At 68.0% G+C, this 26,744-nt stretch carries 15 protein-coding genes; 7 read left to right on the forward strand and 8 right to left on the reverse strand.

Annotation, left to right across the window (positions count from 1 at the left end; genetic code table 11):
* Positions 1 to 11: 11 nt before the first annotated feature.
* The 4 genes from tssI to QHF84_RS07210 all read right to left on the reverse strand — a co-directional run bounded on the left by tssI (position 12) and on the right by QHF84_RS07210 (position 7,173).
* Positions 12 to 2,420 (reverse strand): type VI secretion system tip protein TssI/VgrG, encoded by a 2,409-nt coding sequence (gene tssI, locus QHF84_RS07195; RefSeq protein ID WP_281312441.1) that lies wholly within the window; start codon positions 2,418 to 2,420, stop codon positions 12 to 14.
* 182 nt (positions 2,421 to 2,602) lie between these two features.
* On the reverse strand, positions 2,603 to 4,555 hold the full coding sequence (locus tag QHF84_RS07200; RefSeq protein WP_281312442.1) for a DUF2169 domain-containing protein: 1,953 nt from the start codon (positions 4,553 to 4,555) through the stop codon (positions 2,603 to 2,605).
* Between the two features lie 343 nt (positions 4,556 to 4,898).
* Positions 4,899 to 5,534: a glutathione S-transferase family protein gene (locus QHF84_RS07205; protein WP_281312443.1), complete on the reverse strand. Its 636-nt coding sequence runs from the start codon at positions 5,532 to 5,534 to the stop codon at positions 4,899 to 4,901.
* Positions 5,535 to 5,652: 118 nt separating this feature from the next.
* The gene (locus QHF84_RS07210; RefSeq protein WP_281312444.1) at positions 5,653 to 7,173 is read right to left on the reverse strand and encodes an SBBP repeat-containing protein; all 1,521 of its coding nucleotides are present in this window, start codon (positions 7,171 to 7,173) and stop codon (positions 5,653 to 5,655) included.
* Between the two features lie 314 nt (positions 7,174 to 7,487).
* Between QHF84_RS07210 and QHF84_RS07215 the strand changes: the two genes are divergently transcribed.
* The gene (locus tag QHF84_RS07215; RefSeq protein WP_281312445.1) at positions 7,488 to 9,653 is read left to right on the forward strand and encodes a hypothetical protein; all 2,166 of its coding nucleotides are present in this window, start codon (positions 7,488 to 7,490) and stop codon (positions 9,651 to 9,653) included.
* A gap of 18 nt (positions 9,654 to 9,671) precedes the next feature.
* Here the strand turns inward: QHF84_RS07215 and QHF84_RS07220 are convergent, their stop codons facing one another.
* From QHF84_RS07220 to QHF84_RS07230, 3 genes are all read right to left on the reverse strand, one after another.
* Positions 9,672 to 9,884: a transporter associated domain-containing protein gene (locus tag QHF84_RS07220; protein ID WP_281312788.1), complete on the reverse strand. Its 213-nt coding sequence runs from the start codon at positions 9,882 to 9,884 to the stop codon at positions 9,672 to 9,674.
* Positions 9,885 to 10,027: 143 nt separating this feature from the next.
* Positions 10,028 to 10,807, reverse strand: a complete 780-nt coding sequence (locus tag QHF84_RS07225) for an SDR family oxidoreductase (RefSeq protein ID WP_281312446.1) — start codon at positions 10,805 to 10,807, stop codon at positions 10,028 to 10,030.
* Positions 10,804 to 11,148, reverse strand: coding sequence for a nuclear transport factor 2 family protein (locus QHF84_RS07230; RefSeq protein ID WP_281312447.1), 345 nt, complete (start codon positions 11,146 to 11,148; stop codon positions 10,804 to 10,806). Before QHF84_RS07230 ends, QHF84_RS07225 begins: the two co-directional genes overlap by 4 nt.
* 50 nt (positions 11,149 to 11,198) lie before the next feature.
* Here QHF84_RS07230 and QHF84_RS07235 point away from each other — a divergent pair, with 50 nt between their 5' ends.
* The 6 genes from QHF84_RS07235 (at position 11,199) to QHF84_RS07260 (ending at position 24,366) form a co-directional block, all read left to right on the forward strand.
* Positions 11,199 to 11,579 (forward strand): helix-turn-helix domain-containing protein, encoded by a 381-nt coding sequence (locus tag QHF84_RS07235; protein ID WP_348652844.1) that lies wholly within the window; start codon positions 11,199 to 11,201, stop codon positions 11,577 to 11,579.
* 261 nt (positions 11,580 to 11,840) lie between these two features.
* Complete coding sequence (locus QHF84_RS07240) at positions 11,841 to 14,588, forward strand: protein kinase (protein WP_281312449.1); 2,748 nt, start codon at positions 11,841 to 11,843, stop codon at positions 14,586 to 14,588.
* Complete coding sequence (locus QHF84_RS07245) at positions 14,579 to 16,201, forward strand: sigma 54-interacting transcriptional regulator (protein WP_281312450.1); 1,623 nt, start codon at positions 14,579 to 14,581, stop codon at positions 16,199 to 16,201. The genes QHF84_RS07240 and QHF84_RS07245 overlap by 10 nt, the downstream gene beginning before the upstream one ends.
* A gap of 119 nt (positions 16,202 to 16,320) precedes the next feature.
* Positions 16,321 to 22,941 carry an FG-GAP-like repeat-containing protein gene (locus tag QHF84_RS07250; protein ID WP_281312451.1) on the forward strand — a complete coding sequence of 2,207 codons (6,621 nt, stop codon included), beginning with the start codon at positions 16,321 to 16,323 and terminating at the stop codon, positions 22,939 to 22,941.
* A gap of 246 nt (positions 22,942 to 23,187) precedes the next feature.
* A complete protein-coding gene (locus tag QHF84_RS07255) occupies positions 23,188 to 23,604 on the forward strand; it encodes a hypothetical protein (RefSeq protein ID WP_281312452.1) in 417 nt (138 codons plus the stop codon).
* A gap of 294 nt (positions 23,605 to 23,898) precedes the next feature.
* Positions 23,899 to 24,366: a M50 family metallopeptidase gene (locus QHF84_RS07260; protein WP_281312453.1), complete on the forward strand. Its 468-nt coding sequence runs from the start codon at positions 23,899 to 23,901 to the stop codon at positions 24,364 to 24,366.
* Between the two features lie 36 nt (positions 24,367 to 24,402).
* On the opposite strand, the gene QHF84_RS07265 is transcribed toward QHF84_RS07260, so the two are convergent.
* Positions 24,403 to 26,469: a serine/threonine protein kinase gene (locus tag QHF84_RS07265; RefSeq protein ID WP_281312454.1), complete on the reverse strand. Its 2,067-nt coding sequence runs from the start codon at positions 26,467 to 26,469 to the stop codon at positions 24,403 to 24,405.
* Between the last annotated feature and the right edge of the window lie 275 nt (positions 26,470 to 26,744).

Genomic DNA, 26,744 nt, shown 5'->3' on the forward strand with positions numbered 1-26,744 from the left:
CTCGAAGGACATCAAAGGACGACGAAGCGCCCGGTCCGGAGCAGGGTATTGGCCTCGTTCTGGATATCGGTCCTCATCTTGGAGAGGCGCACGTTGGCCTCGTGGCGCTCCAGGGCCTTGATCTTCACCTCGGCAAAGGGGCCGTTGAAGATCTCCAGGACCTGCCCATTGATCTTCGAGACCACCGCGCCGTTGTGGGTCTCGCGCACGAAGCCGGTGCTGGTCGCCGTGAGGTTGCCGCGGTGGGTCTCGGTGAGGTTGCCGATGTGGGTATCCTTGGCGTTGCCGTAGTGCGAGGTGGTGGCGTTCCCGCGGTGCGTCTCCTGCAAATTGCCGTGGAGGACCGACTTGGCGTTGCCCTGCTGGAACTCGTCGAGGTTGCCGATGTGCCGCGAGTTGGCGTTGCCGGTGTGAAGCGAGGTTTCCTTGCCGGTATGCGTCGACTTGGTGTCGCCGATGTGGGTCTCGGTCTTGGGGCCTTTGAGCGTCTCGATCTTCTTGCCTTTGATGAATTCGATCTTCGCCCCCAGGAAGACCTCGTGCACCAGGGCGAAGTGCGTGGCCTGCTTGACGCCGATGAGCTGCTCGGTCTTGGCCCCGAGGAGCAGCTCCTGCTTCCAGCCGCCAAAGAACTCGGACGTGATCCCGCCCTTGATGTCCATGGTGGCGCCGCCGGTGATCGAAAGCTTGTTGCTGTGCTCGATTTCGACCTTGTTCTCCGACTCGCACTTGGCGTCGCCCACGGCCGTCATCTCGATGTCGCCCTCGACCTTGGCCTCCATGTTCTCGGCGACCGTGATGTTCCAGTTCTGGCCCACGTTGGTGTCGAAGTTCTTGCCGATGCCGAGGAGGCCGTTGTCGTCGGTCTTGGCGATGAACTCGTGGCCGTCATTGGGTGAGCCCATGCGGATGTAGCTGTTGGAATAAGGCGTGGAGAGCGTGACCCGCTGCGATCCTGCCAGATCCTCGAGCTCCAGGCGGTTTCTACCGCCGGTCTGGATGATGTTTTTGGTGTGGTTGCCGCTGCTCACGGGGCTCGGGTTGAGCACGTTGGGGACCACGCCGGAGATCACCGGTCGATCGGGATCTCCGCCGAGGAAGCTCAGGACGACCTCGGTGCCCTTGCGGAGGGGAAAATGAAATCCCTCGATGCTCCCGCCGTGGGGCTGCATCATCCGCACGTAGGTGGATCCGGAGCCGCTCGGGGAGTCGTTCTCGTCGAAGTTGAACTTCACGAGGTAACGCCCGTACTCGTCGATCTGGGCGTATTCGCTCTCCCCGCCGCCGTCGACGACGCCGTTCTCGAAACCGTAGATCCGCGGCCAGGACGTCCGGGATTCGGGCCGGAACTGGGTGCTGGCCGGGATGGCCGCCACTTCGACGTAATAGGTGTCGTCGTGCTCGAGGCCGATGATCTCCTTGAGGTGCACATCCCCGGCGGCCTGGTTGCCCTGGTGGTGGACCTCGATGGCCAGATACTTGGTGTTGAAGCGGGGACGGGGGTGCTCCTCGAGATCGAAGGTGTAGCCGGCGCGGAGGTGCATCCGCGTACCCGTGGCCCGGGCGATCGATTTCCGGGTGAGGAACTCCTCGGATCGAATCTTGGCCAAGCGGGCCCCGGTGTCGGGAGAGAAGAAGCGCTCGCCATAGAGGCTGACCTTCCCGGCCCCCTTGGCCGAGACCGCCGCAGACCCCGAGATGTCGAGCTTCGGCCGCGCATAATCGTAGTCGCGGAGCTTGACCTCGGCGGGCATGGATCCGTGATTCAGGGAGAAAGAGCGGAACGAGGCGCCGGCGCTGCGATCTTCGCCGGTCTGGGGGAAATAACGGACCGGCTTGCCGATGCCCTCGGCGGGGTAGGACTTGTCGTCACAGAAGACGATCTTCTCGCCCCCCTCGTTGTGCTCGAAGAAATAATAAATACCCTCGCGCTCCAGCCAGCGGGAGACGAAATCGAAATCGCTCTCGCGATATTGACCGATGTGCTCCTCCACCTCGTAGCCCTGGGTGAGGCGGAATTCGTAGCTGCCGGCGAGGCCGTTGTCGTCGAGGACCGCCCGGATGGCGTCGGGCGCGCTCTTCTTGGTGAAGATCCGGCTGTGCCGCGAGAGCGCGAGGCGTGCGAAGCGGGGCACGAGCACGACGCGCACCAAGGCCCGGCCCCCATGCTCGTGCACGAGATCGACGTCGCCGAGCACGCCGGCGAGCACGTAGGGCGGGATGTCGTCGCTCTCGCGATCAATCACCAGGCTGGCCGGGTCACCCACGGCTTCGGCGAAATCGATGTCGCCGTCGTCGCTGTGAAATTGCAGGTAGACCTCGAATCGATAGGGACGCGACACGGCTTCGGTGCCACGGAAGCCGACGACACGCGAAGGGCGAGGAAGTCCGCTCGACGAAAAGGTGATGAGGTCGCGCATGGGTGTATCTTTCTCATCGCGGCGCCGAGGCCCCGGCGCTTCGGGCGCGGAGTATAGCGATCCGGCTCCCGAGATAAAAGACGTGATGACCAGCGTCTCGCCGCCCTAATCCTGCTCGAAGAAGGAGGCTCTGCCGAGCGGTGCGCGCCGAGCCGCCGAAGCGAGACCGTCGAGGCGCCGTTTCACTCGGACCGGACCCGGGCGATCTCTTCTTTGACCTGCGCGGCGAGCTCCGGATCGACCATCCGCTTTTCCCACCGTCGTTTCACGCGTGTCCACACGGTGCGCCGGATCCGGAGCGCATCGAGCGCCGTGGAAAGGCCGCCGCGCTCGTCGGCGACGACGAGTGTCGCGTAGGTTTTTACGTCGAGCGGGCCACGGATGGCCTCCCACGCAGCGACGTACGCCGCGTCGAAGCGATCGCGCAGCGCCTTCACCCCACGCTTGACTTCCTGATCCACTGCGTCGTTCCAGCGTTGCTCCGCGGCGCGCCAGCTCTCTTCCGTGAGCCCGTGCCCGGCGAGGACCTCGGTGCGCGACGCAGCACGCTCGGCGAGCTCCGCCGCAATCGCGGCACAACGCTCGAGGTCGATCCGATCGTGTGATGAAGGCGTGGTCGCTCGTGCCGTGGCCGCGGGAGGCGCCGGTGGGGCAGGGGGCTCCGCCGCAGGCGAAACGAGGGGTGCCATCACAGCCGGAGGCGTCGGCGTGGCCGGAGGTGCGGGAGCGGCGACTGGCGCCGGCGCGGGCGGGACCCTCGGCGCGACCTCTTCGGGCTCCGGGGCGAGCATCATCGTCCCTGCGTCGAAGGCGGGCGCCACGATGCGCGGCGCGCTCTGACCGGACCAGGGAGCGCCCGCGATCGGCGCAGCGGGCCCTCTGCTCGGCGCGCCCTGCGTGCCCGGATCCGCGAAGGGGAGCGGCGACGCCGTGACGACGCCGTCCTCGGGCGGCAGCACGAACGTCGAGGCCACCGTGCCGGTCTGCGCGGGGGGCGCGTCGCGACCCGAAGCACGCGAAAATGGCAGGATCGGCCGCGTCGCCGACGCTCCTTCGTCGCCCGCGAGCACCACGGTCTCCGCGCCCTTGCCGAGGACCACCGTCACGGCGTCGTCGCCACCTTCGCCGGGTGATGTCACGCGTGATGCGGGAGCCGCGGCCTGCTCCATCCATCGCGGATCGGGCCACACGAGCGCCTCGCCCGCGACCTCGATGCCGGAGACGATACGCGCGGCCGCGAGCGCCGCCTCGCCCGCGACGGGGAAGCTGCGCCGGCACACGAGCGTGCATCGCTGCTCGTCACCGTCGATGCGGAGCGTGTCGGCCACGAGATCGAGCGGATGTCCCTCGGGCACGCCGAACGGGGAGAGCCCAAAAATCCTCGAGACGCCGCGCGCCCCCGGCAAGCGCGTGGCGATGTGCGGCCGCGCGGGCGAGAGCCCTTCGAGCACGATCCACTCATCGCCGCGCAGGAACATCGTGCGCTGATCCGGGGGCGCCGCCTGGAAATACGACCAGTCGAAGCCATCGGGGATCTCCGCGATCGCGCCCTCCAGCGCCTTGCGCGGCGTGGCTCCGAGGAGCCGCTTGCGCGCAGGCCAGGCACGCGCGATCGGGCCGAAGCCGGCAGGGTGAAGCGGTGCGCCCGGATAGGTGATGCTTGCCTCGCCGGCGCCCTGCGCGATCCCGAGCGGATTTTCCTCCCCCAGCGCGCCGCTCCACGCACGCTCATAGACGACGGGCATGCGCTGAAAGCCCGCCTTTTCATGGGCCACGAGCCGCTTGTCGAGCACGGGCCTCGTGCCGTCGAAGACCGCGAGGCGTAATGGCAAAGGCTGCGCGGCGCGCTCCGGGGGCGCATGGGCGTGGCCCGTGAAGAGTACATCGGCGCGGCCCAGATACGGCGCCACGTCCGTGGTGAAACGGACGCTGCGGCTCGGGTTGTTGCCGTGATGGACTTCGGTTCGCAGGATCGGCTGCGGCTCGGCCCGCTGCATATCAGCGTCGGGCACGAAGGCGAACGTGGCCTTGGCGATGACGGTGAGATGAAGCTGCCCTGCGACGCGCCACGCAATGGCAGCGGCGGCCGACGCCGGCAGGGCGATCACATCGGCGACAGGCGCGTTCTCACGCACGGCCCGAAGCCCTATCACGGCGGCCTCGACCCTACAACGGATCTTTTCGGACGACAGCATGAAGTGAGTTTTCGCCCACCCTCGTCGTGACACCGACGGCGTGCATTTTCAACGCGGGTGCCCCGAAGGGAACACGGGATGCGGAGCCATCAGCGACGGACCCGTGGTAGCCGTTCGCCGAGTCAGGCCCCGTCGAGCGCGCTCCTCATGCGGAATCAGCTCCTATCACTGCTCTCAGAGCGTATTTGCGCGCAGCCGTCCTATCGATGAGGAATACTGGCACCAGCGTTTCAACGCAGCTATCGACCAGCTGACGCGGTTTTCGCACAAGTGAGGCGGCGCCTCATTCTGCGAAGCGGCGCTCCCACAGCGGCTGCAGCCGCGGGTCGCTGTCGACCTGCGCCATCACGTGCGCCATCTTTGGCGCCTCCTGCTCGAACCGAGGCCGCCAGGGGCCGAAGCGCGACACGACGTTCACGTACAAGTCCAGCACCGTCAGCGTGTCGCCGAGCAGGTAGCGGCCGGGTGTCAACTGCGAATCCATATGCTGCCAGCAGAACGCGATGCGCTCGTGCACCGCATGCACCACCGCGTCGCGCTGTGTTGGCTCGGCGCCGATGCGCGTGACGTCCGGCTTGATCCAGTGCAGCGAGTAGATGGCTGACGACACGAAGACCATCCAGCGCAGAAACTGTCGGCGCGACGGGTCGTCGATCGTCGGCGCGAGGCGCCACCCCGGATGCCGGTCCGCCAGGTCGATCAAGATCGCTGCGCTTTCGGTCATCACCTCGCCGTTCGGGAACACCAGCGTGGGCAGCTGGCGCATTGCGTTGACCGGCGCGACGCGCTCGCGCGCCTGCGGTTCCACCCAGGTGGCGCCTTCGACCAGACGGTACGGAAGACCGAGCAAAGTGAGCGCAGCCTCGACCGCGACCGCGCCGGACCCGGGGGCCCCGTAGAGCGTGAGCATGTCTGTCATGAAGTCGGCTCCCTTTTGAGCGGCGCGGCCTTCGCAGCCGGGGGTATTTCTCGGCGTTTCGCTAGCTTGCGCACGACCGCCGCTTCGATGCAACCTCGAAGCGTTCACGAAAGCTGCGTCAGGGGCCCAGGATCTTCGTGACGAAGCCGTTCCCGGGGAAGTAGAGGGTCGGCTGCGCGGCGTTGTGGATGGGGAAGTTCGCGGAGTCCGTCCAACCCGTCACGACGACGCTTCCATAACCATCGCTGGCGATGCCGTACACATAATCGGTGGCGCTTCCGCCCAGATACGTCACGTACGGCGCCGCCGAGCCCGAAACGTTCAGCTCCATCAAGAATCCGTCGATCCAGCCGCCGCGGTAAGACTTCTGGAGCGCATTCGCCGTCACCGGGAGGCTGGTCGAGACCGTCATCCCCGTGACGTACGCCTTTCCGCTTTTGCTCACGGCGATGTAGGGCGCGTGGCCCCCCGGATTCATGCCGCTCCCCACCCAGGTGGAGTACGAAAGGGCGCTGCCCGGCTCGTTGACCTTCGTCACGAATACGTCCCATTCATCGGCAGGTCCGCTCTTGGCGCTGCGGAACGCGCCCGGCGTCGTGGGGAAGTTGGTGGATTGCGAGAACCCAACCACGTAGGCATTGTAAGCGCTGTCCACCGCGATTCCGTACCCGGCGTCGCTCGAGTTCCCTCCGATCAGGGTGGAATAATAAGGCGCCGACCCGCTCGGGATCAGCTCGGTGACGAAAACATCCGAACCATACGCGGGGTGACCGTAGGTCGTCTGATATGCGCCCGGCGTCGTCGGGAAGGGGACCCCGACGCCGTTCGGCGGAGGCTCCGCTCTCCCGACGACGTATGCATAACCGGCCGCATCGACGGCGATGTCCGTGGCGCCGTCGGAGCCACTCCCTCCGAGGTACGTCGAGTACACGAGGCTCGAGCCCGACGCATTCAGCTTCGTGACGAATGCATCCGTGTCCCCGCGGCGGGTTTTCTGCATGGCCCCGGGCGTCACAGGAAAATCGCTCGAAGGCGTCTCGCCCGTCACGTAAGCATTTCCAGCGGGATCCACGGCGATTCCGTACGGCTCATCATCACCGCTACCGCCAAACCGGCTGTAGTAGGCGAGCGCATTGCCCGCGGCATTGAGCTTCGCGACGAGGATCCGCTGCGTCGGGCCGTACGAAAAGGTCTTCGAGAGCACGTACACGCATCCCGCGTTGTCCACCACCATATCCTGAACAAACTCCGTGCCGGGGCCGCCGAATGCCGCCGTCCACAAGAGCGCGCCGCTGGCGCTGTATTTGGCGACGAAGATATCCCCGTTCGATTCGCCCGCCATGTACACGTTCCCCGCCGGGTCCACCGCCGGCCTGCCGTACCCGACGCCTTCCGTTTCTCCGACGAACGTCGAGAAACCCAGCGAGGTGAGCGCCTCCGTCGCCTCGGCGACGTTCTCCTCTTCGTTCACCACGTCGGAGCCGCCGCTCACCTCGACCTCCTCCGACGCCTCGACGACCATCTCGTCCACGGGCGCGCAACCCAGCATCGCCGGCGCGAGGCAGGCCAAACAGAGCCCCGCAGCCGTCCATCGGCCCGTCGTCATCATCGCTTTGCCCAAGGTATGCGCGGTATTCATCGTGTGCCTCCGGTGTCGGAGGCCGCATTAGCAGGACCCGGGCCAACGCTCGGAAAGTGGAGATGGCGGGTAAAAGCCCGAGCGGGTCCGGCCGCGGAGGGTGGGTGACGCGTCAATCGAGCGCGGGGGACCGCTGACGTGTCAGCTCTGACGTGGTGGCGGCCTGAGGGAGCTCGGTCACGCCTGGAGGGATGGGCTCGCGGTGCGCCCGGGGGGCGGTTTAGAAGATAGAGCCGCGCGGTCCGAGGCTTCCGCTCCCGCTTCCGCCCCCGCGAAGGCGTGACAACCCTCCTCCTTCCGATTACCGTCGCCGCGTGCGTTTCTCCCGCCCCCGCCTGACCCTGCTCCTCCTCGCGCTCGCCGCGTGCAGCCGCCCTGCTGCATCCGGAAAAACCCCGTCGACCGCGCTTACCGCAAAACGTTTCGCGCCGACCGCCATGGCCGCTGCCCCATCGGCCGCCCCCTCCCCGGCCGGCTCCTTCGTACCCGGCAAGCTCGATCTGGTCCGCCGCGTGGTCACGGGAGGCAGCTTCACCTGCGTGCTCGGCTCGGGGGGCGTCGCCCGTTGCGCCGGCCATAACGACCAGCAGCAGCTCGCCCCGGGGTCGGTCCGGAACACCCGCGTCGCCGACGTCGCGCTCGGAGCGCGTATCGTCGACCTCGCGGCTGGATCCTCATTCACGTGCGCGCTCACCGAGGCGGGCGCCGTCTCCTGCTGGGGCTGGGTGTACACCGATCCCACCACGAACCGCGAGCGGCCCATCGCCGGCGTCACGGACGCGACGGCGATCGTCGTCCAGGGAGACGTGGGCTGCGCCCTCTTGCGTGACGGGGACGCGGCCTGCTGGGGCAGGCCGAAATGGCTCGGCGAGGAAGGAAAGACCTCCGAGACCACCGCGATTCGCCTCGGGCTCCACGACATCACGTCGATCGCTCCGGAAGAGGATTACGTATGCATCACGCGGAAGGGCGGCGCGGCGCAATGCAAAGGAAACCTCCCGTGGCAGGAGGACGCGGCGGCGACGTGGGTGCCCGTCACCGCGAAAAAGGGCTCGGACGCTGCGCCATTTCGGCGGGTGTCGGCCGCGCGGGGCACCGCCTGCTTCGAGACGAACGGCGCGCCGCTCTGCCTGGGCACCGATTTCCATGGAAGGCGCCTCTCCGAGCTCGACATGCCTGCGTTCGCGCGCGGCGCGCGGCGGGTCCAGGCGGGGAGCGGGCGCGTCTGCGCCATCGACGCGAGCGGGCGCGTGGCCTGCTGGGGACATGCTTATTACGGGGAGACCGGCATCGATCCGGACGCGCCGCTCGTGGGCGGCGCCGTGCCCGTCGTGGGCGTGAGCGACGCCGTCGATCTCGCGGTCTCCGAGTATCATACCTGCGCGCTCGAATCGGACGGCGACGTGTTTTGCTGGGGCCACAATCGAGAGGGCGAGCTCGGCGACGGCAAACCTCTCGGTCGGGACACGCCCGTGGACGCGGGGCTCTTCAAGGGCGCGACGGACATCCAGGGTGGATCGGGCGAGACGTGTATTCTCGCCGACGGCGACATTTCCTGCTGGGGCGGCGACCACGACCCAGGACCGTGGCCGCAAAACGCGACCTTTCCGGACCGGGTCTTGGGCATGGACCTCGGACAAATCACCGTATGCGGGCTCCTCGTGGACGGCGACGTACATTGCGGGTTTTTCAACAAGGTCGACCGTTGCAAGGACCGGGAAAACTTTCGCCATTGCACCATCGTGTCGAAGTGGGACAGCGACGCGGTCCCGAGGTTGCGTGGCAAAGCGACGGACTTCGCCACCGATCGCATCGGCAACGTGTGCGCGCTCGTCGGCGGCGCCGCGTGGTGCCTGTTTCACCTCGGCGAGGCCGGCGGCTACGAGGGCGACACCTGGCGAAAGGTGCAGGGCATTTCGGGTGCGATATCCATCGAGGCCTCGGCCGATTCGATGTGCGTGATCCAGGGTGCCGACCGCCACGTCGCCTGTTTCCACGATCATCGCTTCGACGCCGACGAGGATTTCGCCCAGCAAGCGCCGGCGCCGAAGGTCACGAAGATCGCGGGCCTCACGGGCGTGACCGCCCTGGCCGGCGGCGGTTCGACCTTCTGCGCGCTGGCCGGCGGCGCGCCGCGCTGCTTCATGCCGAACATCGAGCGGGGCACGCCGACGATCCGACCGACCTCGACCGTCGCGGTCGACGGGCTCCCCCAGGCGGACGCGATTGCAGGCGCCGACGAGATGTTTTGCGCGATCCACGCGGGAAAGGTCCATTGCTGGGACATGGACGACCCGGGACCCGCGAAGACGGTACCTTTGCCGCGGGCGGCGACACGAATCGGCGTCGGATACGAGCACGCGTGCGCGCTCACGGACGACGAGCATCTGTGGTGCTGGGGGCGTGACGAAGGCGGGCAGCTCGGCGCCGGACGTCTGGCGATGTCGTATCGGCCCATTCGAGCGGAGGTGCTCCGGTGAGCGCAGAGACGGCGTTCGTCAGCGCTCGTCGTTCGGGGAAACGGGCAGCTTGATCCGCACCCTCTTCACGTGCCTCGGCGTGGCCTCGACGACCTCGATCGTCGTCCCATCCGGCGCCGTGAGCTGCGTCCCCACCGCCGGGATGCTGCGCGCGAGATCCAGGACGAGACCCGCGAGCGTCGAATAAGCGTCGCCGACCGGCAAATCGAGCCCGAGCTCGCGATTCCAAATAACGACACGTTCTAATCGTCACTTGTCCTTCGGACGACAGCAGATCGTCGAGGGGCGGAGCGCCTCCACTGCGATTGTTGCGGGATGCTGCCGGCCCCCTCAGGTCCGACGTCGCTGCTCGATTCCCTATCCGTGCTCGCCGCTCACGCCGTGGGCACCGTGCCGCCGTCGATGACGTATTCCGTGCCGGTGATGGATCCCGCGCGTGGTGACGCGACGAAGGCGATGAGGTCCGCCACCTCGCGCGGCTTCGCAGGTCGCCCCAGCGGGATGCCGCCGAGCGAGTCCATGATGATCTTCTTGCCCCCCTCGTAATCCGTGCCTGCCTGGGCAGCGAGGCGCTCGGCGAGGTGCACGGACGCCTCCGTCTCCACCCAGCCCGGTGACACGCGCACGACGCGAATGCCCTTCGGACTCACTTCCTTCGAAAGCGCCTTGCTGTAGGTCGAGAGCGCTGCTTTCGCGGCCGCGTAGGCGGTGGTCGACTCGGGCAATGGCAGTTCGTGCTGAATCGACGTGACGTGCACGATGACGCCCGACCCTTGCGCCAGCATTGACGGCAAGAGCGCGCGGTCGAGTCGCACGGCAGGCATCAGGTTGAGGTCGATCTCCTTTTTCCACTCGTCCTCCCCCAGCGCAGCGAAGCCGCCCGCAGGCGCGCTCGAGCCTCCGAGGACGTGCACCAGGATGTCGACGCCGCCGAGGTACGCGAGCGCCTCACGCGCGACGAGCGCGCAGCCTTCTGCGGTGGTGGCGTCAGCCGCGACGTAGTGCACACCGTCCGCGTCGCTCGGCACCGAGCGAGCGATAGCGACGACGCGGGCCCCTGCATCGCGAAGCGCGGTCACGACCGCCGCGCCGACGCCCTTGGTGCCGCCCGTGACGAGCGCGCGGCGATTCTGAAGTTCGAGGTCGAAGCTCATGGCGTGATCTCCAGCCGGGCGATCAGGTCGCCCGCGAGGGTGAAGTGGAAGCGAAGCTCGATGGGGCTCCCCGGAAAGTTGCCGGTCACCTTCGCGCGGACCGTGGCGCGCGTGCCGTCTGTCTCGGCCGCGAGCAACTCGGTGGTGAACGAGAACTTTGCTGTGGCGTCGGCGTTCCAGTCCGCGATGGCAGCACGACCGCGATGCTCTTGTCGCTCGTCCACGACGAGGGCGTCCTCGGTGAAACACCGGGCTACGGCCTGTGAGTCGGTCGTCTCGTTGGCGAAGTAGCTCGCTATCGGCGCAGGCAGATCGAGAGAGCTCGTGGAGTTCGTTTGCATGGCCCATTCTTTAAGGAGTAGGCTTCCGTTGCGCAAGAACGCACAAAATAGTGGGGTACATACCTTTGGGTAAGCATGACCATCACACGCCTGCGTCAGCGGCCAGCGGCATCGAGGACGCCATTCAGATGCTCGAGGGCCGTTGGAAGCTGGTCATTCTCTTCCACCTGTTTGGCGGAAAGAAGCAGCGGTTCTCCGACCTGGAGCGTGCCATCCCGGGCATCTCGCAGAAAATGCTGACCCAGCAGCTCCGGCAGCTCGAGCAGGACGGCATCGTCGCGCGCATCGTCCACGCGCAGGTGCCGCCCAAGGTCGAGTACCACCTGACCGACTGGGGCCAGTCGCTGTGCCCCGCGCTCGACGAGCTGCTCACGTGGGCCGAGAATCGCCCGACGCCGAAGCGCCAGCGCCGCTCGCCGAGGAACCAGTAACCGTGGCACGCGAGCGATTACGAGTTTCGAGCTATTGATCCATGCCGCGACCGGCGACGCAGCGCTCATGCCCGTGACGTGGGGGCCAACGCTCCCCCGGCCACGCCGCCGGGATCGTGCGTGCCGTCCGTGACCCGTGGTGAACCGGCGAGCATTCGGGCCTGAACAGCAGCGGCCCCCGGGGCGGCGCGTGATGGAGGTGTCGGAGCACGAGGCGCATGTCGCGCGTCCCACGCCTCGTCTGGTATTGTCGCGGTCACGATGTCCCGTCCCGTCCCGCCGATCGAAGCGCGCGCCGCGGCCCGGGTCGGCACGACCCTCGACGGCAAGTACCGGATCGCGCGCGTCCTCGGCGTGGGCGGGATGGCCGCGGTGTACCTCGGCGTGCACCGCAACGGCCACCGGGTCGCCATCAAGGTGCTGCACCCCGAGCTCTCCGTGCACGAGGACGTGCGCGCCCGCTTCGTGCGCGAGGGCTACGTCGCCAACGCGGTCGGGCACCCGGGCGCGGTGCAGGTGCTCGACGACGACGTCGCGGAGGATGGGGCCGCCTTCCTCGTGATGGAGATGCTCGAAGGCGAGTCGCTCGGCGCGCGGCTGCGACGCCTCGGCCCGCGGCCGTGCCGCGAGGTGCTCGTGATGGGCCACAAGCTCCTCGACGTGCTCGCGGCGGCCCACGACCAGGGCATCGTCCACCGCGACATCAAGCCGGAGAACCTCTTCCTCACGACGGCGGGCGCGCTCAAGGTCCTCGACTTCGGCATCGCGCGTTTCCGCCACGAGCCGGGGAGCATGGCCACGCAGGCCGGCGTGCGCCTGGGGACGCCCGCGTTCATGCCGCCGGAGCAGGCGCTCGGCCGCTGGGAGCAGGTCGACGGGCGCGCCGATGTATGGGCCTCGGGCGCGACGATGTTCACGCTCCTCACCGGGCGCGTCGTGCACGAAGCCGAGACCGCGGAGGAGAGCATCGTCCGCGTGGCCACGCAGCCCGCCCGCTCCCTCGCCGACGTCGCGAAGGACGTGCCCGCGGAGATCGTGGCGGTGGTCGATCGCGCGCTCCGCTTCTCGCGCGAGGATCGCTGGCCAAACGCGCGTGGGATGCAGGAGGCGATCGAGCAGGCCCACGCCGCCGTGTACGGCGAGCCCATCTCCTCGGCCGCGATCGAGCCCGCGCTCGCGCCGCCTGCGGAGGTGGAACCGCCCGCCTCGGACAGACCAGCTCGGGACGGGGAGGGGGCTTCGAGCGTGGCCACCCTGGATCAGCCGAGCGCGGCCACCCTGGATCAGCCGAGCCTCGCGCCCACGCCGCTGGACACGATACCGCCCGATTCCCCGGCGATGTCCATCGAGCCGGCCACACCCACCATCCACCCGACCGCAGGGGATGCGCCTGCACCGGACGAGCTTCCGCCTGCACGTCCGGACCACACGCGCCGACGGCTCGCCGTGGGCCTCCTGGCGATGGCGACGCTCGCGACGCTCGTCGGCGCGTGGATCTCGAGGCCGGCACCCGTCGTGCAGCCGAGCGCTCCCAGCGCGTCCGTGGCCGCGGCCCCACGGCCAGGCTGCGCCGACCACCGCGCGTGCGTCGTAGCGAACGGCGGCAAGCCCGCGCTGTGCCGCAAGGACGACGGCGTGTGCGTCGCGCTCGAGACGGAGGACTGCCGCGTGCTCGCCTCGCCGGGCGACGTGGAGAACGAGTCGACGATCTGGTTTGGCGCGATGTACCCCTACCGCTTGCCCGATCCGACGGAGTTTGGTCCTCTCGCGGCGAACGCCGTGGACCTCGCCCGCCGCGATTTCGCCGAGACCACCGGCGGCCTGCCCCCGGCGCGCCCCGGCGGGCCGCGGCGTCCGCTCGCGGTGGTGCTCTGCGACGACGCGACGAACGCGACCCGCGCCGCCGAGCATCTCGTGAACGAGGTGCGCGTCCCGGCCATCCTGGGCTTCGCGCGCAGCAAGGAGGTGCTCGACCTCGCGAGCGAGCTTTTCCTCCCGAAGGGCGTGCTGGCGCTCGCCGCGAACACGGCCGCGACGTTGCGCGACATCCCGCACGCGCCCGGCGAGCCGCGCCTCGTGTGGCGGGTGACCATCAGCAGCGACATGGTAGCCCCGCCGATACGCGACGTGCTCGCCGAGGTGGTGGAGCCCGAGCTACGCCGCGCGCCTGGCCTGCTCGGGCCCGGCGCGCCGATCCGCGTGGCCCTCCCCAGGTTCGGCAATCCCTCGGGGCAGAGCTTGGTCGATCGACTCGTCGCGACGCTCCGCTGGAACGGGCGGAGCGTGACCGAGAATGGCGGCGACTTTCGAATGTTCGCGTTCCCCGACGTCGGCGACTCCGGGGACGCGGCCGTCCTCGGGCGCGCCGCGGCCGAGATCGCCGCCTACCAGCCGCACGTGGTCGTCTCGGGGGGCGCGAAGACCGAATTGATCCCGGCCATCGAGCGGGCCTGGCCCGCCGGCGCGCGCCACCGCCCGCGCTACGTCTGGGGGAGCGCGATGGGGCCCGCGGACCTGCCCGACTTCCTGCAGGCGCACCCCGAGCTGCGCAGGCGGATGCTGTTCGTCGATACCGCCGACGACAACGCCGCGGCCACGAAATACCTCGTGCACTACAGAGAGGTCTTCTCTTCGGAGAGCTGGACGAGCGCCCCCTACGACGCTTTCTACCTGCTCGCGTACGCGACCGCGGCGCTCGGCGACGCGAAGGTCACCGGCCCGGCCCTGGCGCGTGTGATCCCGCGCCTCCTCCCGCCGGGGGAGCACCTCGACGTCGGGCCGGGCGGGATCTACACGGCGCTCTACGCCCTTGGGAGCGGCCGCAACGTGGACCTCGACGGCGCCCAGACCTCCCTCGATTTCGACCTCGAGACGGGGGATGCCACCGCGGACTTCGCGGTCATGTGCTTCACGCCCGGAGGCCGAGGGGAAAAGCCGCGCCCGATCCCATCGGGGATGACGTTCCGCGCGCGGTCGCGCAAGCTCGAAGGAACGCTGACGTGCCCATAGGCTCCGACGATCCGACCAGGCAGACCTACGACGGCTCGACCACGCGCGACGTCGCCTCCGGCCCGGTCACGGCCGTGATGCTCAGCATCCTCTGTCACCCCGACGTCGAGCGCATCGGCGAGCGCGCCGTGCTGGCCAAGCTGAACGTCGGGCGGGAGGTCGTCCTTTCGCGCGAGGAGCCGCCGTTCACGCCCCCGACCCGCCCCACCGCGCGCCCGCTCGCGGACGCGTGCGTGAGCCGCACTCCGATCCGGCTCGCGCCGCTCCCGGGCGGCGGCGTGCGCGTGAGCGTCGTCGAGAGCCGCACCAGCGTGGTCCATCGGGGGAGCACCGTGGAGGGCGCGCTCGACCTCTCTGCCGAGGATCTGCGGCGGGGCGCCGTCCTTTTGCTCGGCGGCCGGATCGTGCTCCTGATCCACCGCGTCGAGGTATGCGATACGCCCGAAAAGGAGACGCTCGGGCTCATCGGGGACAGCCCCGGCATCCACCTCGTGCGGCGGGAGATCCGGGCCGTGGCCGATCAGGATCGGCCGGTGCTCCTCCGCGGCGAGACGGGCACGGGCAAGGATCTCGCGGCCCGCGCGATCCATCAGGCCGGCCCGCGGCGCGATGGGCCCTTCGTGGTGGTGAACCTCGCCGCCGTCCCGCCCACGCTCGCGAGCGCGGAGCTCTTCGGCGTCGAGCGCGGCGCCTTCACGGGCGCCGTGCGGGAGCGGCAGGGGTACTTCAATGCGGCCCGCGGCGGCACGCTCTTCCTCGACGAGATCGGCGAAACGCCGCCCGACGTGCAGGTGATGCTCCTGCGCGCCATCGAGAGCGGCGAGGCGCAGGTGGTCGGCGCCGGGCGCGTGCACAAGGTCGACGTGCGGATCCTCGCCGCCACCGACGCGGACCTGGAGGCGAAGGTCCGGGACGGCAGCTTCCGCGCCCCGCTGCTCCACCGCCTCGCGACGCTCGAGATCCGGATGCCCCCGCTCCGCGAGCGCCGCGACGACATCGGCCGCCTGCTCCTCGGCTTCCTCCGCGAGGAGCTCGAAGCGATCGGCGAAGGGCACCGCCTCACCTCCCGCGCCCCCGACGGTCGGCCCTGGCTCTCCGCATCGCTCGTGGCCCGCCTCGTCGATGGCGACTGGCCCGGCAATGTGCGCCAGTTACGTAATGTGGTGCACCAGATCGTGCTCGGCTCCCGCGGGCAGGATCGCATGACGGTCGGGCCCGCCGTCGAGCGCCTCCTCAACGAGCCCGCATCCGCGCACGTGTCCGAGCGCGCGGCGTCCGCGCCTGGGAGCGTGCTTGCGGCTGCGAGCGAGCCGCTCTCGTCGCGGCGCAAGCCGTCGGAGATCACCGAGGCCGAGCTCGAGGCTGCGCTCCGCGCGAGTCGCTGGGATCTGGTGGCCGCGGCGAACCAGCTCCAGATCACCCGCGCGTCGATCTACGTGCTCATCGATCGCAGCAAGCGCTTCCGGACGGCGGGTGATCTGACGGTGGAGGAGATCACGAGCTGCCACCGCGCTTGCGGCGGCGACGTCGCGCGGATGGTCGAGCGGCTGGAGGTGTCCGAGAAGGCGCTCCGGCGGAGGCTACGGGAGCTCGGGCTCGACCCGAGGCTTTGACATGCGACGGGCATGTCAACGGCGCCGCTTTGACATGTCAAAACCTCGGGGCTCGAGGGCGGCACGCGGTTTCGACCGCGGCGCGCGCTCCGGCACGGTCGCTGCTGAGGGCGGCGCGCATGAGTCACGCGCGCACCCTTTTCCTCCTCTCCGCGCTGCTGCCTGCGCTCCTCGCGCCGGGCTGCGGCGGCTACGACGCCGACGTCGAGATCGACGAGGGCGACGTCGTCGACGAGGCTGCCGATGCGGTCACGGCCACGGCGTCGGTCACCACGACGGCGACCACGGTCCCCATTGGCTCGACGCCCGGCACCTTCTCCGTCGATTCCCGCGGCGGCGCCTCGTACACCATCCCCATCGTGGTGCCGCCCGGCGCGGCCGGCGTCGAGCCCAAGCTCTCGATCGATTACAGTAGCTGGGGCGATAGCGGCCCTCTCGGCATGCACTTCGCGCTCTCCGGCCTCGGCTCCGTCACCCGCTGCGCCCAGACCCTCGCGCAGGACGGGCGTACGGGGGGCGTGAACGGGAACTCTGACGATCGCTTCTGCCTCGACGGCCAGCGCCTCATCGCCGTGAGCGGCGACGACGGCGGCGACGGGACCACGTACAAGACCGAAGTCGACAGCTACCAACGCGTCCGCTCCTTCGGCGTGTGCGGGACGGGGCCGTGTCGATTCGAGGTCACCGACAATCACGGCAACCAGCGAATCTTCGGCGGCACGGCGGACGCTCGGCTCATGCTCGCCGGCGGCACGGTCGGCTCCTGGGGCCTCTCGCGGATGACGAGCCCGAACGGCGCCTACTACACGGTCAGCTACCTCGCGGACAGCGGCCAGATCTATCCGCAGCAGATCCTTTATACGCTCCACGACGCGCTCCCTTCGCTCCACCAGCGCCGGGTCCACTTCACGTATGAGGCCCGCAGCGACTGGAACACGCGTTACCTCGCCGGCACGCGTATCGACACGAAGCTCCGGCTCTCGACCATCACCACCTCCGTCGGCGTCCCGTACAGCGCCTCGACGGCGCGGCAATATCGACTTTCCTACGCGGTCTCGCCTGCCACGAGCCGCAGCCTGCTTCAGGGTCTGAGCGAGTGCGACGCCGCCGGGGTTTGCCTCCCGGCCACCACGTTCCAGTGGCAGGCCGAGGCGGCGGGGGACTTCGCCGTCGTCATGCCGACGAACGACCCGTGGTATCAAGCCGAGCTCCGCCACGACCCGGGCGCGGTGCTCATCCCCGGCGATTACAACGGCGACGGGAGGATGGATTTCATTCGCCAGGAGCACAACGGCTGGGGCAACGACGAGAGCAACAACTTCAATGTCTATTTCTCCCGGGGAGACGGCACGTTCCAGGTCGTCACCCCGCCGGGGCACATCTACCAGACGTGGCTGACCGCCAACTACGGCGCGCGCATCATCCCGGGCGACTACAATGGCGACGGGAAGACCGATTTCATTCGCCAGGAGCAAAACGGCTGGGCCAACGACGAGAGCAACAACTTCAATGTGTATCTCTCCAACGGCGACGGCACCTTCCAGTTCATCACCCCGCCGGGGGTCGTCTACCAGACGTGGCTGAGCGCCAACTACGGCGCGCGCATCATCCCCGGGGATTACGACGGCGACGGCAAGACCGATTTCATCCGCCAGGAGATCAACGGCTGGGCCAACGACACCGCCAACAACTTCGAGGTCTACTTCTCGAACGGTGACGGCACCTTCGAGGTCGTGCGGCCGTTCAGGAACGGCTACGAGATCCTCCGCCCCGACGGCGTCCCGCAGCAATGGGTGCCGTTCCAGGGGGTGACGCCGGACCCGAACGCCGAGATCTACCAGGCGTGGCTGAGCGGCACCTTCGGCGCCAACATCATCCCCGGCGACTACAATGGCGACGGCAAGACCGATTTCATTCGCCAGGAGATCAACGGCTGGAGCAACGACGCCGCCAACAACTTCAACGTCTACCTCTCGAACGGCGACGGCACGTTCAACGTCACCACGCCCACGGGCTGGGGATACCAGTTCGAGCTCCGGTCCGGCGACGGCGCCCACATCATCCCCGGCGACTACAACGGCGACGGCAAGACCGACTTCCTCCGCCAGGAGCACGGCGCCTGGGAGAACGACGGGAACAACACCTTCAACGTGTACTTCTCGCGGGGCGACGGCAATTTCGACATCGTCACGCCCCAGGGTTGGGCCTACCAGAACGACCTGAAGCACAACGCCGGCGCCTTCCTCATCCCGCTCGATTACAACGGGGATGGCAAGATGGACTTCCTCCGCCAGGAGCACGGCGGCTGGGACGACGACGACAACAACACCTTCAACGTCTACATCTCGCTCGGCGACGGCACGTTCCGGATCATCACGCCGCTCACGCCGCTCGACGTCGATTATAAAATCGCGCTCAAGAACGATCCCGGCGCATTCATCATCCCGGGCGACTTCGACGGGGACGGCAAGTCGGACTTCCTCCGCCAGGAGCACGGCGACTGGGACGAGGACTGGGGGAACAACAGCAACTCGTTCGACGTGTATTTCGGCCGCGGCAGCGCGGCGCCCGCCGAGCCTCGGCCCGTCGACCAGATGACGCTCGTCACCACCGGCCTCGGCGCCACGGTCGCCATCCATTACGCGCCCATCCTCTCCGGCGCGCCGACGAGCGGCCCGGGCAAACGCGCCGAGCTCTCCGGCATTTTCGTCGTCGACCAGTACACCCAGGGCGACGGCCGCGGCGGCTCTGCCGTGCGCAACGTGACCTACGGCGTCCCGAGCATGGATGTGAACGGGCGCGGGTTTTTGGGCTTCGACACGATCACGGAGACGTTGCTCTCGACGCAGGCGAAGACGACGAGGACCTACAACCCCGCCTTCCCCTACACCGGCCTCCTCACCTCGCAGAAGGTCGCGAGCGCCTCGGGCGGGGCCTACGAAAAGCAGACCTACACCTACGCGCACGGGACCACGTATTCCTGGGAGCTCCCCGTGTACAACGTCAGGAAGACGAGCGAGAGGAGCGAAATCGCCGCTCCCGGCGGGGTCGTCACCACCGGGAAGGACTACCTCCAGTACGACGCCTACGGCAATGCCATCCTCGTCCGCGACCTCGGCCACGTGAGCAGCCAGTACGACGAATTCGACGTTTGCATCCAGTTCGTCCAGGATACGTCCAGCATCACGAATTGGCGCCTGGACTATCCGGCCGAGCGTACGGTTGGATCGTGGTGCCAGTGGACGGGTTACGACTGCATCTGCGACGGCAAGGTCGAACACACCAAGTTCCAATACGGCAACGGGGCCCGCATGAGCCTCCTGTCCGTATCCCGCTGGGAGAGCGGCAATTCCTGGCAGACGACGAGCTTCACGTACGACGCGCTCGGCAATCCCGTCACCCGGACCGAGCCCAACGGGACCGTGCTCACGCTCGGGTACGACAGCGCCTATCAAACGTATCCCGTCACGGAGACACGCAGCGGCGGCGGCCTCTCGCTCGGCAGCTCCTTCGCCTTCGATCCGCGCTTCGGCACACGCGTCGGCGCCACCGATCCCGCCGGCGGCACGCGCACCGTGACGGTCGATGGCCTCGGCCGCGAGGTCGCCGTCCGCAGCACCTCGCCGACCGGCGCGCTCGCGCTCCTGCTCGACGTCACATGGGCCAAGGACGCGGCCGGCAAGGCCTATCAACGAAAACGGAAATACAATGACTGGCAGGGCACCTCGTACCAGGTGACCGACGAATACATCGACGGCCTCGGCCGCGTTTACAAGGAGGTCACGAGCGACACCCAGGGGAGCCCGACCCCCGTCGTCGATCGAACCTTCGACATGGAGGGCCGCGTCACGTACGAGTCGCTGCCCGGCTACCCCAGCTACACCAAGGCCGGCACCGTCACGACCTACGACGATTTTGGGCACGCGAAGAGCGTCGACGGCCCCGGCGGCAAGCGCACCTACGCGCGGTCCGTGGACTTCGGTGCCATTCTCATCTCCACCACCGACGGGCTCGGCGCGACGTCTTTCCAGTGGCTCGACGCACGCGGCCGCGTCAAGAAGCAGCGCGACGCCGACGGGCGGGAGACCTGGTTCCACTATGACGCCCTCGGCCGGCGGACGCACGTCGCGGACCTCTTGGCGACCCAGACAATCACGTACGACGGCGTGGGAAGGACCGTCTCGACGACCTCACCCGACCGCGGCAACCTTACCGCGACGTACACCCCGGGGACGGGCCAGCTCGCCCAGACCGTGGATTCGGACGGGAGCATCATTTCGTATACCTACGACGGCCTCGGCCGCGTGATGCAGAAGAGGGTCCATTCGAAGCAGACCGTCGATTACACCTACGACCAGACGGCGTACGCCTACGGCCCCGGGCGGCTCACGAGCGTCACCATCACGCCCTCGGGGCAGACCGCACCCTCGCAGCGGTACGCTTTCTCCTACACGGCCGACGGCCGCATGGCGAGCCGAGCCATCACCCTCGACGGCGCGACGTACACGGTCAGCCGCACCTATGATCCGGCCGGGCGCGTCACGAGCCAAACCTATCCGGATGGCAAGGTGCTGAACGAGGTCTACGACGGCCTCGGACGCCTGAGCACGCTCACGATGGATGGAGTCCGGCACCTCTTGCAAGCCGACTACCTCGCGACCGGCCAGCCCAGGACCCAGGTCTACGGCAATCAAAGGACGACCCGCTACTGGTACGACGAGCGCCAGCGGCTGCTGGCCATGGACTCCGTGTACTTGTTCTCCTACGGATACACGTGGGACGACGATAACCGCATCCAGCGGATCAACGACGTCCGCGCGCCGGCCCATAGCCAGACGTTCTCCTATTCCGCGGCCGGGTACCTCGTGAGGGCCGAGTCGGCGGGGCTCTATGGAGTCGCCGAATACCAATACGATGCGGCCAGCAACCTCGTCTACAAGGAGGGCTCCTTCCTGAGCTACATGGGCCACCGCGTCGTTTCCCACGACGGTCAACCGATCGGATACAGCAGCACGGGGGACCGCACGAGCCAGGTGAAGAACGGCGGCACCACGTCGTATGGCTACGACGGCGAGCACCACCTCACCTCGGTGACCACGAACGGCGTGGTCGTGAATCGATTCGAGTACGACTTCGAGGGCCTGCGCGTCGTCAAGATCGACGCCGACGGGACGAAGACCCATTACGTGACCCCAGACTTCGAGGTGATGTTCCGCCCCGACGGCTCGCGCCACGAGACCAAATACATCACCGCGCCTGCCGGCCGGGTGGCATCCATCACGAACTCCGTGCCCCCCGGGCAAACGGCGCTCTTCGAGATGCGCGGGCAGGGCAGCATGGGCTCGCTCTACGACAAGGGCTCGGCGGCCGGGCTCCTCGGGTATGCCCAGAACCGTGTCTCCCTTTGGGCGATGGATCCAAACGCGCGCACCGCCGCCGCGCTGACCCTCACGCTCGCCCTCGTTTTTGCGCTGGCGCGCCTCGCGCGTCGGCCCCTCGCGCAAAAGCACCTCGGACGCCCGCTCGCGCGGCTCCGCAGGATCCTCCTCCCGGAGGCGACCCCGTGGGCGCGTCGGCACCCGATCTTCGCCCTCGCCGTGCCGGTGGTGCTCGCGTCCATGCTCGGCGCCTGCGGAGGCCAGCCGGCGGAGCCGACCGAGTCCACCGATTCCACCGAGGATGCCCTCACCGCGGGCTCGAACGGCGCCGGCAATCCGGTGAGCGGCACGTATTACTTCCACCACAATCACCTCGGCTCGTCGAGCCTGGTCACGAACGCCGCCGGCCAGGAGGTCGCCCGCGCCCATTACAAGCCCTACGGCGAGCTCATCGACGCGGCGAGCCCGGGCACGGACATGTTCCGCGCCAAATTCACCGGCAAGGAGTGGGACAAGGACAGCGGCCTCTACTACTCCAACGCGCGTTATTACGACCCGACGCTGGGCCGCTTCCTCACGGCCGACACGTACCTCTTCGGCGGGCCCGAGACCCACGCGGCCTCGCTGAACCCGTACGCGTACGCCGGCAACAACCCGGTCATTTACGTCGATCCTTCGGGGCACAGCTTCCTCGATTTCCTCGAGGACATCGGCGACGCCATCGTCGGCGCGATCACGGGCGGGATGGCCGTGAATGGGACGTGGGACATCACGAAGTGGAACTGGAAGAGCTGGAAGACGTGGGTCGGCATCGTCGCGGGAGCGGCGAGCGGGCTCCTGGGCGCGGCGATGCCGAAGAATTTCGGCGGCATGTTGGCGGGATCCATCATCAAAAACTCGACGAACGAGGGGCTGAAGTTCCTCTCGGACGAGGGGAGCAGCGGAGAGGAATTCGGCATCAACGTGGGCCTCGGCGTGGGGCTCGACGTCGCCTTCGGTATGACCGGCGAGAATGCGGGTGGAGGGGGCATCCCCAGCCCAGGCCCCGGGTTCGCGCGTGCCGCCTGGAGCCACTTGAACGGCGGCTCCGACGGCGGCGGGTCAGACCCGAAAGCGGGGCAGGCCCCGCAGCATTCGGCAGCCGGAGCGGCGACGTTCGAGCTTTCGTGGAGCCGAGGAAGCGGCATCGGGGCCGCGCCCTACGATCCCGTCGCCCAGCTTCGTGACACGATGAGGTCCGGCTTCCTCTACACCGGCCTGCGCGGCGCAGGCGGCATTGCGGAGTCCTGGAGATCGAGCGCGACGTCATTCCTCGTCGAGCCCGGGAGCAGCGTGATGCTCCAGCTCCCGAAGGCGCGGTAATCCCCGAAGCGCCGGGCGGCTTCCTGTCGCCGCCCGGCGCCCTTCCTCGGAAAGATCATTCGTGACGAACACGCATTGGCGGGTCCACGAAGGTTTTACCCTCCAGTACGGCTTGTCAAGAGAAAACCGGCTCGTCACGATCCCGGGGCAAACGGTGTGCGGTCCGCCACGCTCGTGGACAAACGCTCAGGTCCTCGAAGCCCTGGTGTTCGGGCTTCGGGTGAGGTAAGACGGTTGTCGAGAGACATGACCCAAAGGAAGCGCAAGGCGTCTACCCACGGCGTTGTCATTCCTGACCGAAAGATTTCCGAGACCATCCTCGACTTCGGCGAACCGCTGCTCTCGCAGCTCGGCCCCGCTCCGCCAATCGAAGTAGCAGAGAACGCCTTGCGAATCGTGATCACGGTTTGGAACGCGCACGTCATGGCCATGTCGGTCTGGGGCATCCCGGAGCACCTCGCGCATGTGCAGGATCTCCTCCGTGATCCCATCGCGCCGCAGGGCATGAAGGATGCATTCGCGGCGCTCAGTGTGCGACGTCGCGAGAAGTTCAGCGAGGATCCCCGTGCCGTCGGCGAGTGGAGCATCGTACCGGATGGCCACGGCGGGCACCAATTCAGATGCGACGCACGGGTGCCGCCGAGTCTCCTACCGGAGCCATGACGAGGCCTCGATTGGAATCGCAGCCACCGCCCTCGCAAACGGCCCTACCTCCCGCGCCGTAGAATGCCTCTCCGTCTCATCCCGCACGGCATGCCCCATCAGCCGCTTCCTCACGCCCTCCGCCACCCCCGCCTCCTCCAACCACGTCGCAAAGCTCGCCCTCGTCGTCCTGAGCTCCACCGGCTGCCCCCGGATCTCCCCCGGCAATGCGACCCGCTGTGAGCCAAGTTCATGCGTTTCAGCGGCCGGTTGACCGGTCTCGCTGCATGAAAGACACTCGTCCCCGAGACGACAATGCGCATTCGTGACGGCTACCTCGTGATCGGCCACTTCGGCCGGGCGCCCATCCGCATCCACTGGAGCATGCCGCTCGGCGCCTTCGTGCTCTGCGGGTTCAAGTTCGCGCCGGGCGCATGGCTCGGATTCCTGATCCTCGTCCTCGTACACGAACTCGGTCATGCGCTACTCGCCCGTGCAGTCGGGGGCTATGTCGTCTCCGTCGACGTCCACGCGCTCGGCGGGGTCTGCGATTGGCACGGCGACGTGACCATGAAGCAACGCGCGCTCGTCGCGTGGGGCGGCGTGCTCGCGCAACTGGCCGTGCTGCTCACGGCGCCCCTCTGGTCGAGCTTCCTGCCCTCGTGGGGCTTCGCCGGGCAGCTCACGACGGCGCTCACGACGACGAACATGGTGTTGATCGCGCTGAACCTGATCCCCGTGCGGCCGTTCGATGGGGCCGAAGCTTGGCGGCTGTTTCGGTGATCGGTGCCTGCGTGACAAGGAGGCGATCCGCGACCCTCACTTGAACTTCACCGCGGCCGTCTTCGTCTCCCCCGCCTTCACAGTGACGCTCACGGTCTGCTTCCCCTTTTCAGGATGGATGAACGTCACCGTGTGTGTCCCTGCCGGCACGGACAAGCCAACCTTTGGCGTGCTGCCCAGCGGCCGCCCGTCCAGCACCGCCTTGGATACCGGAATCGAGTTGATGTTGAGCGTCCCGGTCCCCTGCGTTGCCTGGGCGTTGGCCACGCCGGTCGTAGGCGCCGCGGTGGGCATGGGGCCCGGAGCTCGCGCGGGCTCTGCAGGCTCCGACGCCGGGATCGTACCGACGACCTCCGGCACCGGCCGCTCGACGGGCGGCGTAGGGGTCGGGGGCTCCGGCGCGACCGCCTCCAATGAAATGAGAACGGGCTTTTCTTCCCCTCGCAACACGCTAGCGGAGACGACCTTTTCAGCTTTCCCGGGAGCGGATACTTTGACGATACGGTCTCCCGGCGCGAGGTCGCCGACGACACAGGGCGTCGTCCCGCACCGCTCCACGCCATCCACGTAAATGGCGGCCTTGCTGAGGTCGCTGCCGGTAACCTCGATCCGGAGCCCTCCTGTCTTGGGGAGGAGCATAAATGCCCCGAGGCCAAGGGCCCCGAAGAGCGCCAGGGCGCCGAGCACGACGCCCACCTTTTTCGAAGCGCTCCGCGTGGTCGGCGGGTTCGTCGCCGAAAGTCCGTGGGTCGTGGCGGCTGATTGAGGGATTGACGTCAGGGAGGGTTGCGATGCAGATGCGTCCGGCGCCGGGGTCGAGGGCGCGAGGTGCTCGGGGCCGACGCGCGCGGGGGTCGAGGGCAGCGGCGCACGGGGGGCGGCAAGCTGCAGCGGAGCCTCGCTGGGCGAAGGCGGCGGCACGCGGAGCTCGGAGGGTGCAGCCTGCAAAGGCAAGGTCTGCAAAACAGCGGCGCGAGGATTCTGGGGAGGCGGGAGGGGCGCCGTCTGCTCGGGCACGCTGTAGAGCCCCGGAGCAAGTACGGCCGTCTGCACGGGCGGCGGCGGCACGGACGGCGGTTTCGGCAGGAGGGGCATCGTGCGCACCGCTTGTTTCTTCGTGATACCGAGCAACGCTTGCGGACGAATCTGCTGCGTCTCTCCGTCGTCGTAACCGCTATCGAGCAGCTCGGCGAGCTCCCGCACGGCGTCTTCCACGCTCGGCCAGCGCTCGACGGCGTTTTTCCGGAGGCACCGTCCCAGCCATTCGTCGAAGCCACGCGGGAAGAGATGCGCCTTGGCGCCCGCACGAGCGACCGCGGACGGCGTCGGCTGCAGGGCCACGCCCATCATGATGTCCGCGAGGCTGCCGCGCTCCCCGCCCGTCCACAGATGCCCGGGCGGCGCGCCGAGCAGGAGCTCGTACGCGATGACGCCGAGGGCCCAGACATCGGTCTGTGGTGTGATGCCGTGCGCGATCGTGATCCCCATCTTCGCGGCCATGGGCCTCATCCCGGCGCCGAGCTGCTCGGGGGCGGCGTACGCGGGTGATCCGACCTGCGTGGCGGTTCCTTGAATGCCCTCCTCGAGGACCTTGGCGATGCCGAAATCGACGACCTTGAGCAGCGGGCTCCTTCTGCGGTCGTACGTGAGAAACAGATTTCCGGGCTTGAGATCCCGGTGAACGACGCCCGCCGCGTGGGCTTGTCCGAGCGCATCTGCGAGCTGGACGAAGAGGATCCGCATGAGGCCCGGCGGAACGGGCCCGCGCTGCTTGACGTACCTGTCGAGCGTGTCGCCTTCGAGCAGTTCCATGGCGAGGAACGGCACGCCGCGCTGCGGATCGATCCCGGCATCGAACACGTCGACGATGTGGGGGTTTTTCCCGACCCGGGCGCCGACGCGCGCCTCCTGGACGAACAGGTCGCGAATCTCGTCGCGGTCGATGAGCTGCGGGAGCACGAGCTTGAGCGCGCACGTTTGGCCGGTGCCGAGGTGCGTCGCGCGATACACCGCGGCCATGTTGCCCTGCCCGAGCCACGACTCGACGCGGTACCGGCCTGCGACGACGTCGCCAGGGGCTGCGGGGGCTCCCGTGGATGCCATGAGGCGGGAGTGTACAGCGGGTGGTTTGGTGGGGGAAACAGGTACGCGTACTACGTAGGTGGGATTGACATGGGAGCGGGATTGAGGGGTGGCTTGGTCATGAGGGATGTGTGGGGAGTGTGGTTACATGTTGACATTTGGCGTGGTTGGTTGGTGGGGATGGTGGATTCAGGGTTGGCGTTGGGTGGGAGCGTACTAACCAGCGGAAGTTACTAAGGTTTGTTCCGGGGCACACGAGAGTGTTTACGGGCAAACCCTGAGGTTGGTAGGGTGAA

Origin of the sequence: Polyangium sp. y55x31, assembly GCF_029946505.1 — a bacterium.
GTDB lineage: Bacteria > Myxococcota_A > Polyangia > Polyangiales > Polyangiaceae > Polyangium.

What these genes read in the sequence shown, in the direction of transcription:
- tssI (WP_281312441.1), bottom strand. Translation starts at nt 2,420, where the DNA reads ATGCGCGACCTCATCACCTTTTCGTCGAGCGGACTTCCTCGCCCTTCG.
- QHF84_RS07205 (WP_281312443.1), bottom strand. Translation starts at nt 5,534, where the DNA reads ATGACAGACATGCTCACGCTCTACGGGGCCCCCGGGTCCGGCGCGGTC.
- QHF84_RS07210 (WP_281312444.1), bottom strand. Translation starts at nt 7,173, where the DNA reads ATGAATACCGCGCATACCTTGGGCAAAGCGATGATGACGACGGGCCGA.
- QHF84_RS07225 (WP_281312446.1), bottom strand. Translation starts at nt 10,807, where the DNA reads ATGAGCTTCGACCTCGAACTTCAGAATCGCCGCGCGCTCGTCACGGGC.
- QHF84_RS07230 (WP_281312447.1), bottom strand. Translation starts at nt 11,148, where the DNA reads ATGCAAACGAACTCCACGAGCTCTCTCGATCTGCCTGCGCCGATAGCG.
- QHF84_RS07240 (WP_281312449.1), top strand. Translation starts at nt 11,841, where the DNA reads ATGTCCCGTCCCGTCCCGCCGATCGAAGCGCGCGCCGCGGCCCGGGTC.
- QHF84_RS07250 (WP_281312451.1), top strand. Translation starts at nt 16,321, where the DNA reads ATGAGTCACGCGCGCACCCTTTTCCTCCTCTCCGCGCTGCTGCCTGCG.
- QHF84_RS07255 (WP_281312452.1), top strand. Translation starts at nt 23,188, where the DNA reads ATGACCCAAAGGAAGCGCAAGGCGTCTACCCACGGCGTTGTCATTCCT.
- QHF84_RS07260 (WP_281312453.1), top strand. Translation starts at nt 23,899, where the DNA reads ATGCGCATTCGTGACGGCTACCTCGTGATCGGCCACTTCGGCCGGGCG.
- QHF84_RS07265 (WP_281312454.1), bottom strand. Translation starts at nt 26,469, where the DNA reads ATGGCATCCACGGGAGCCCCCGCAGCCCCTGGCGACGTCGTCGCAGGC.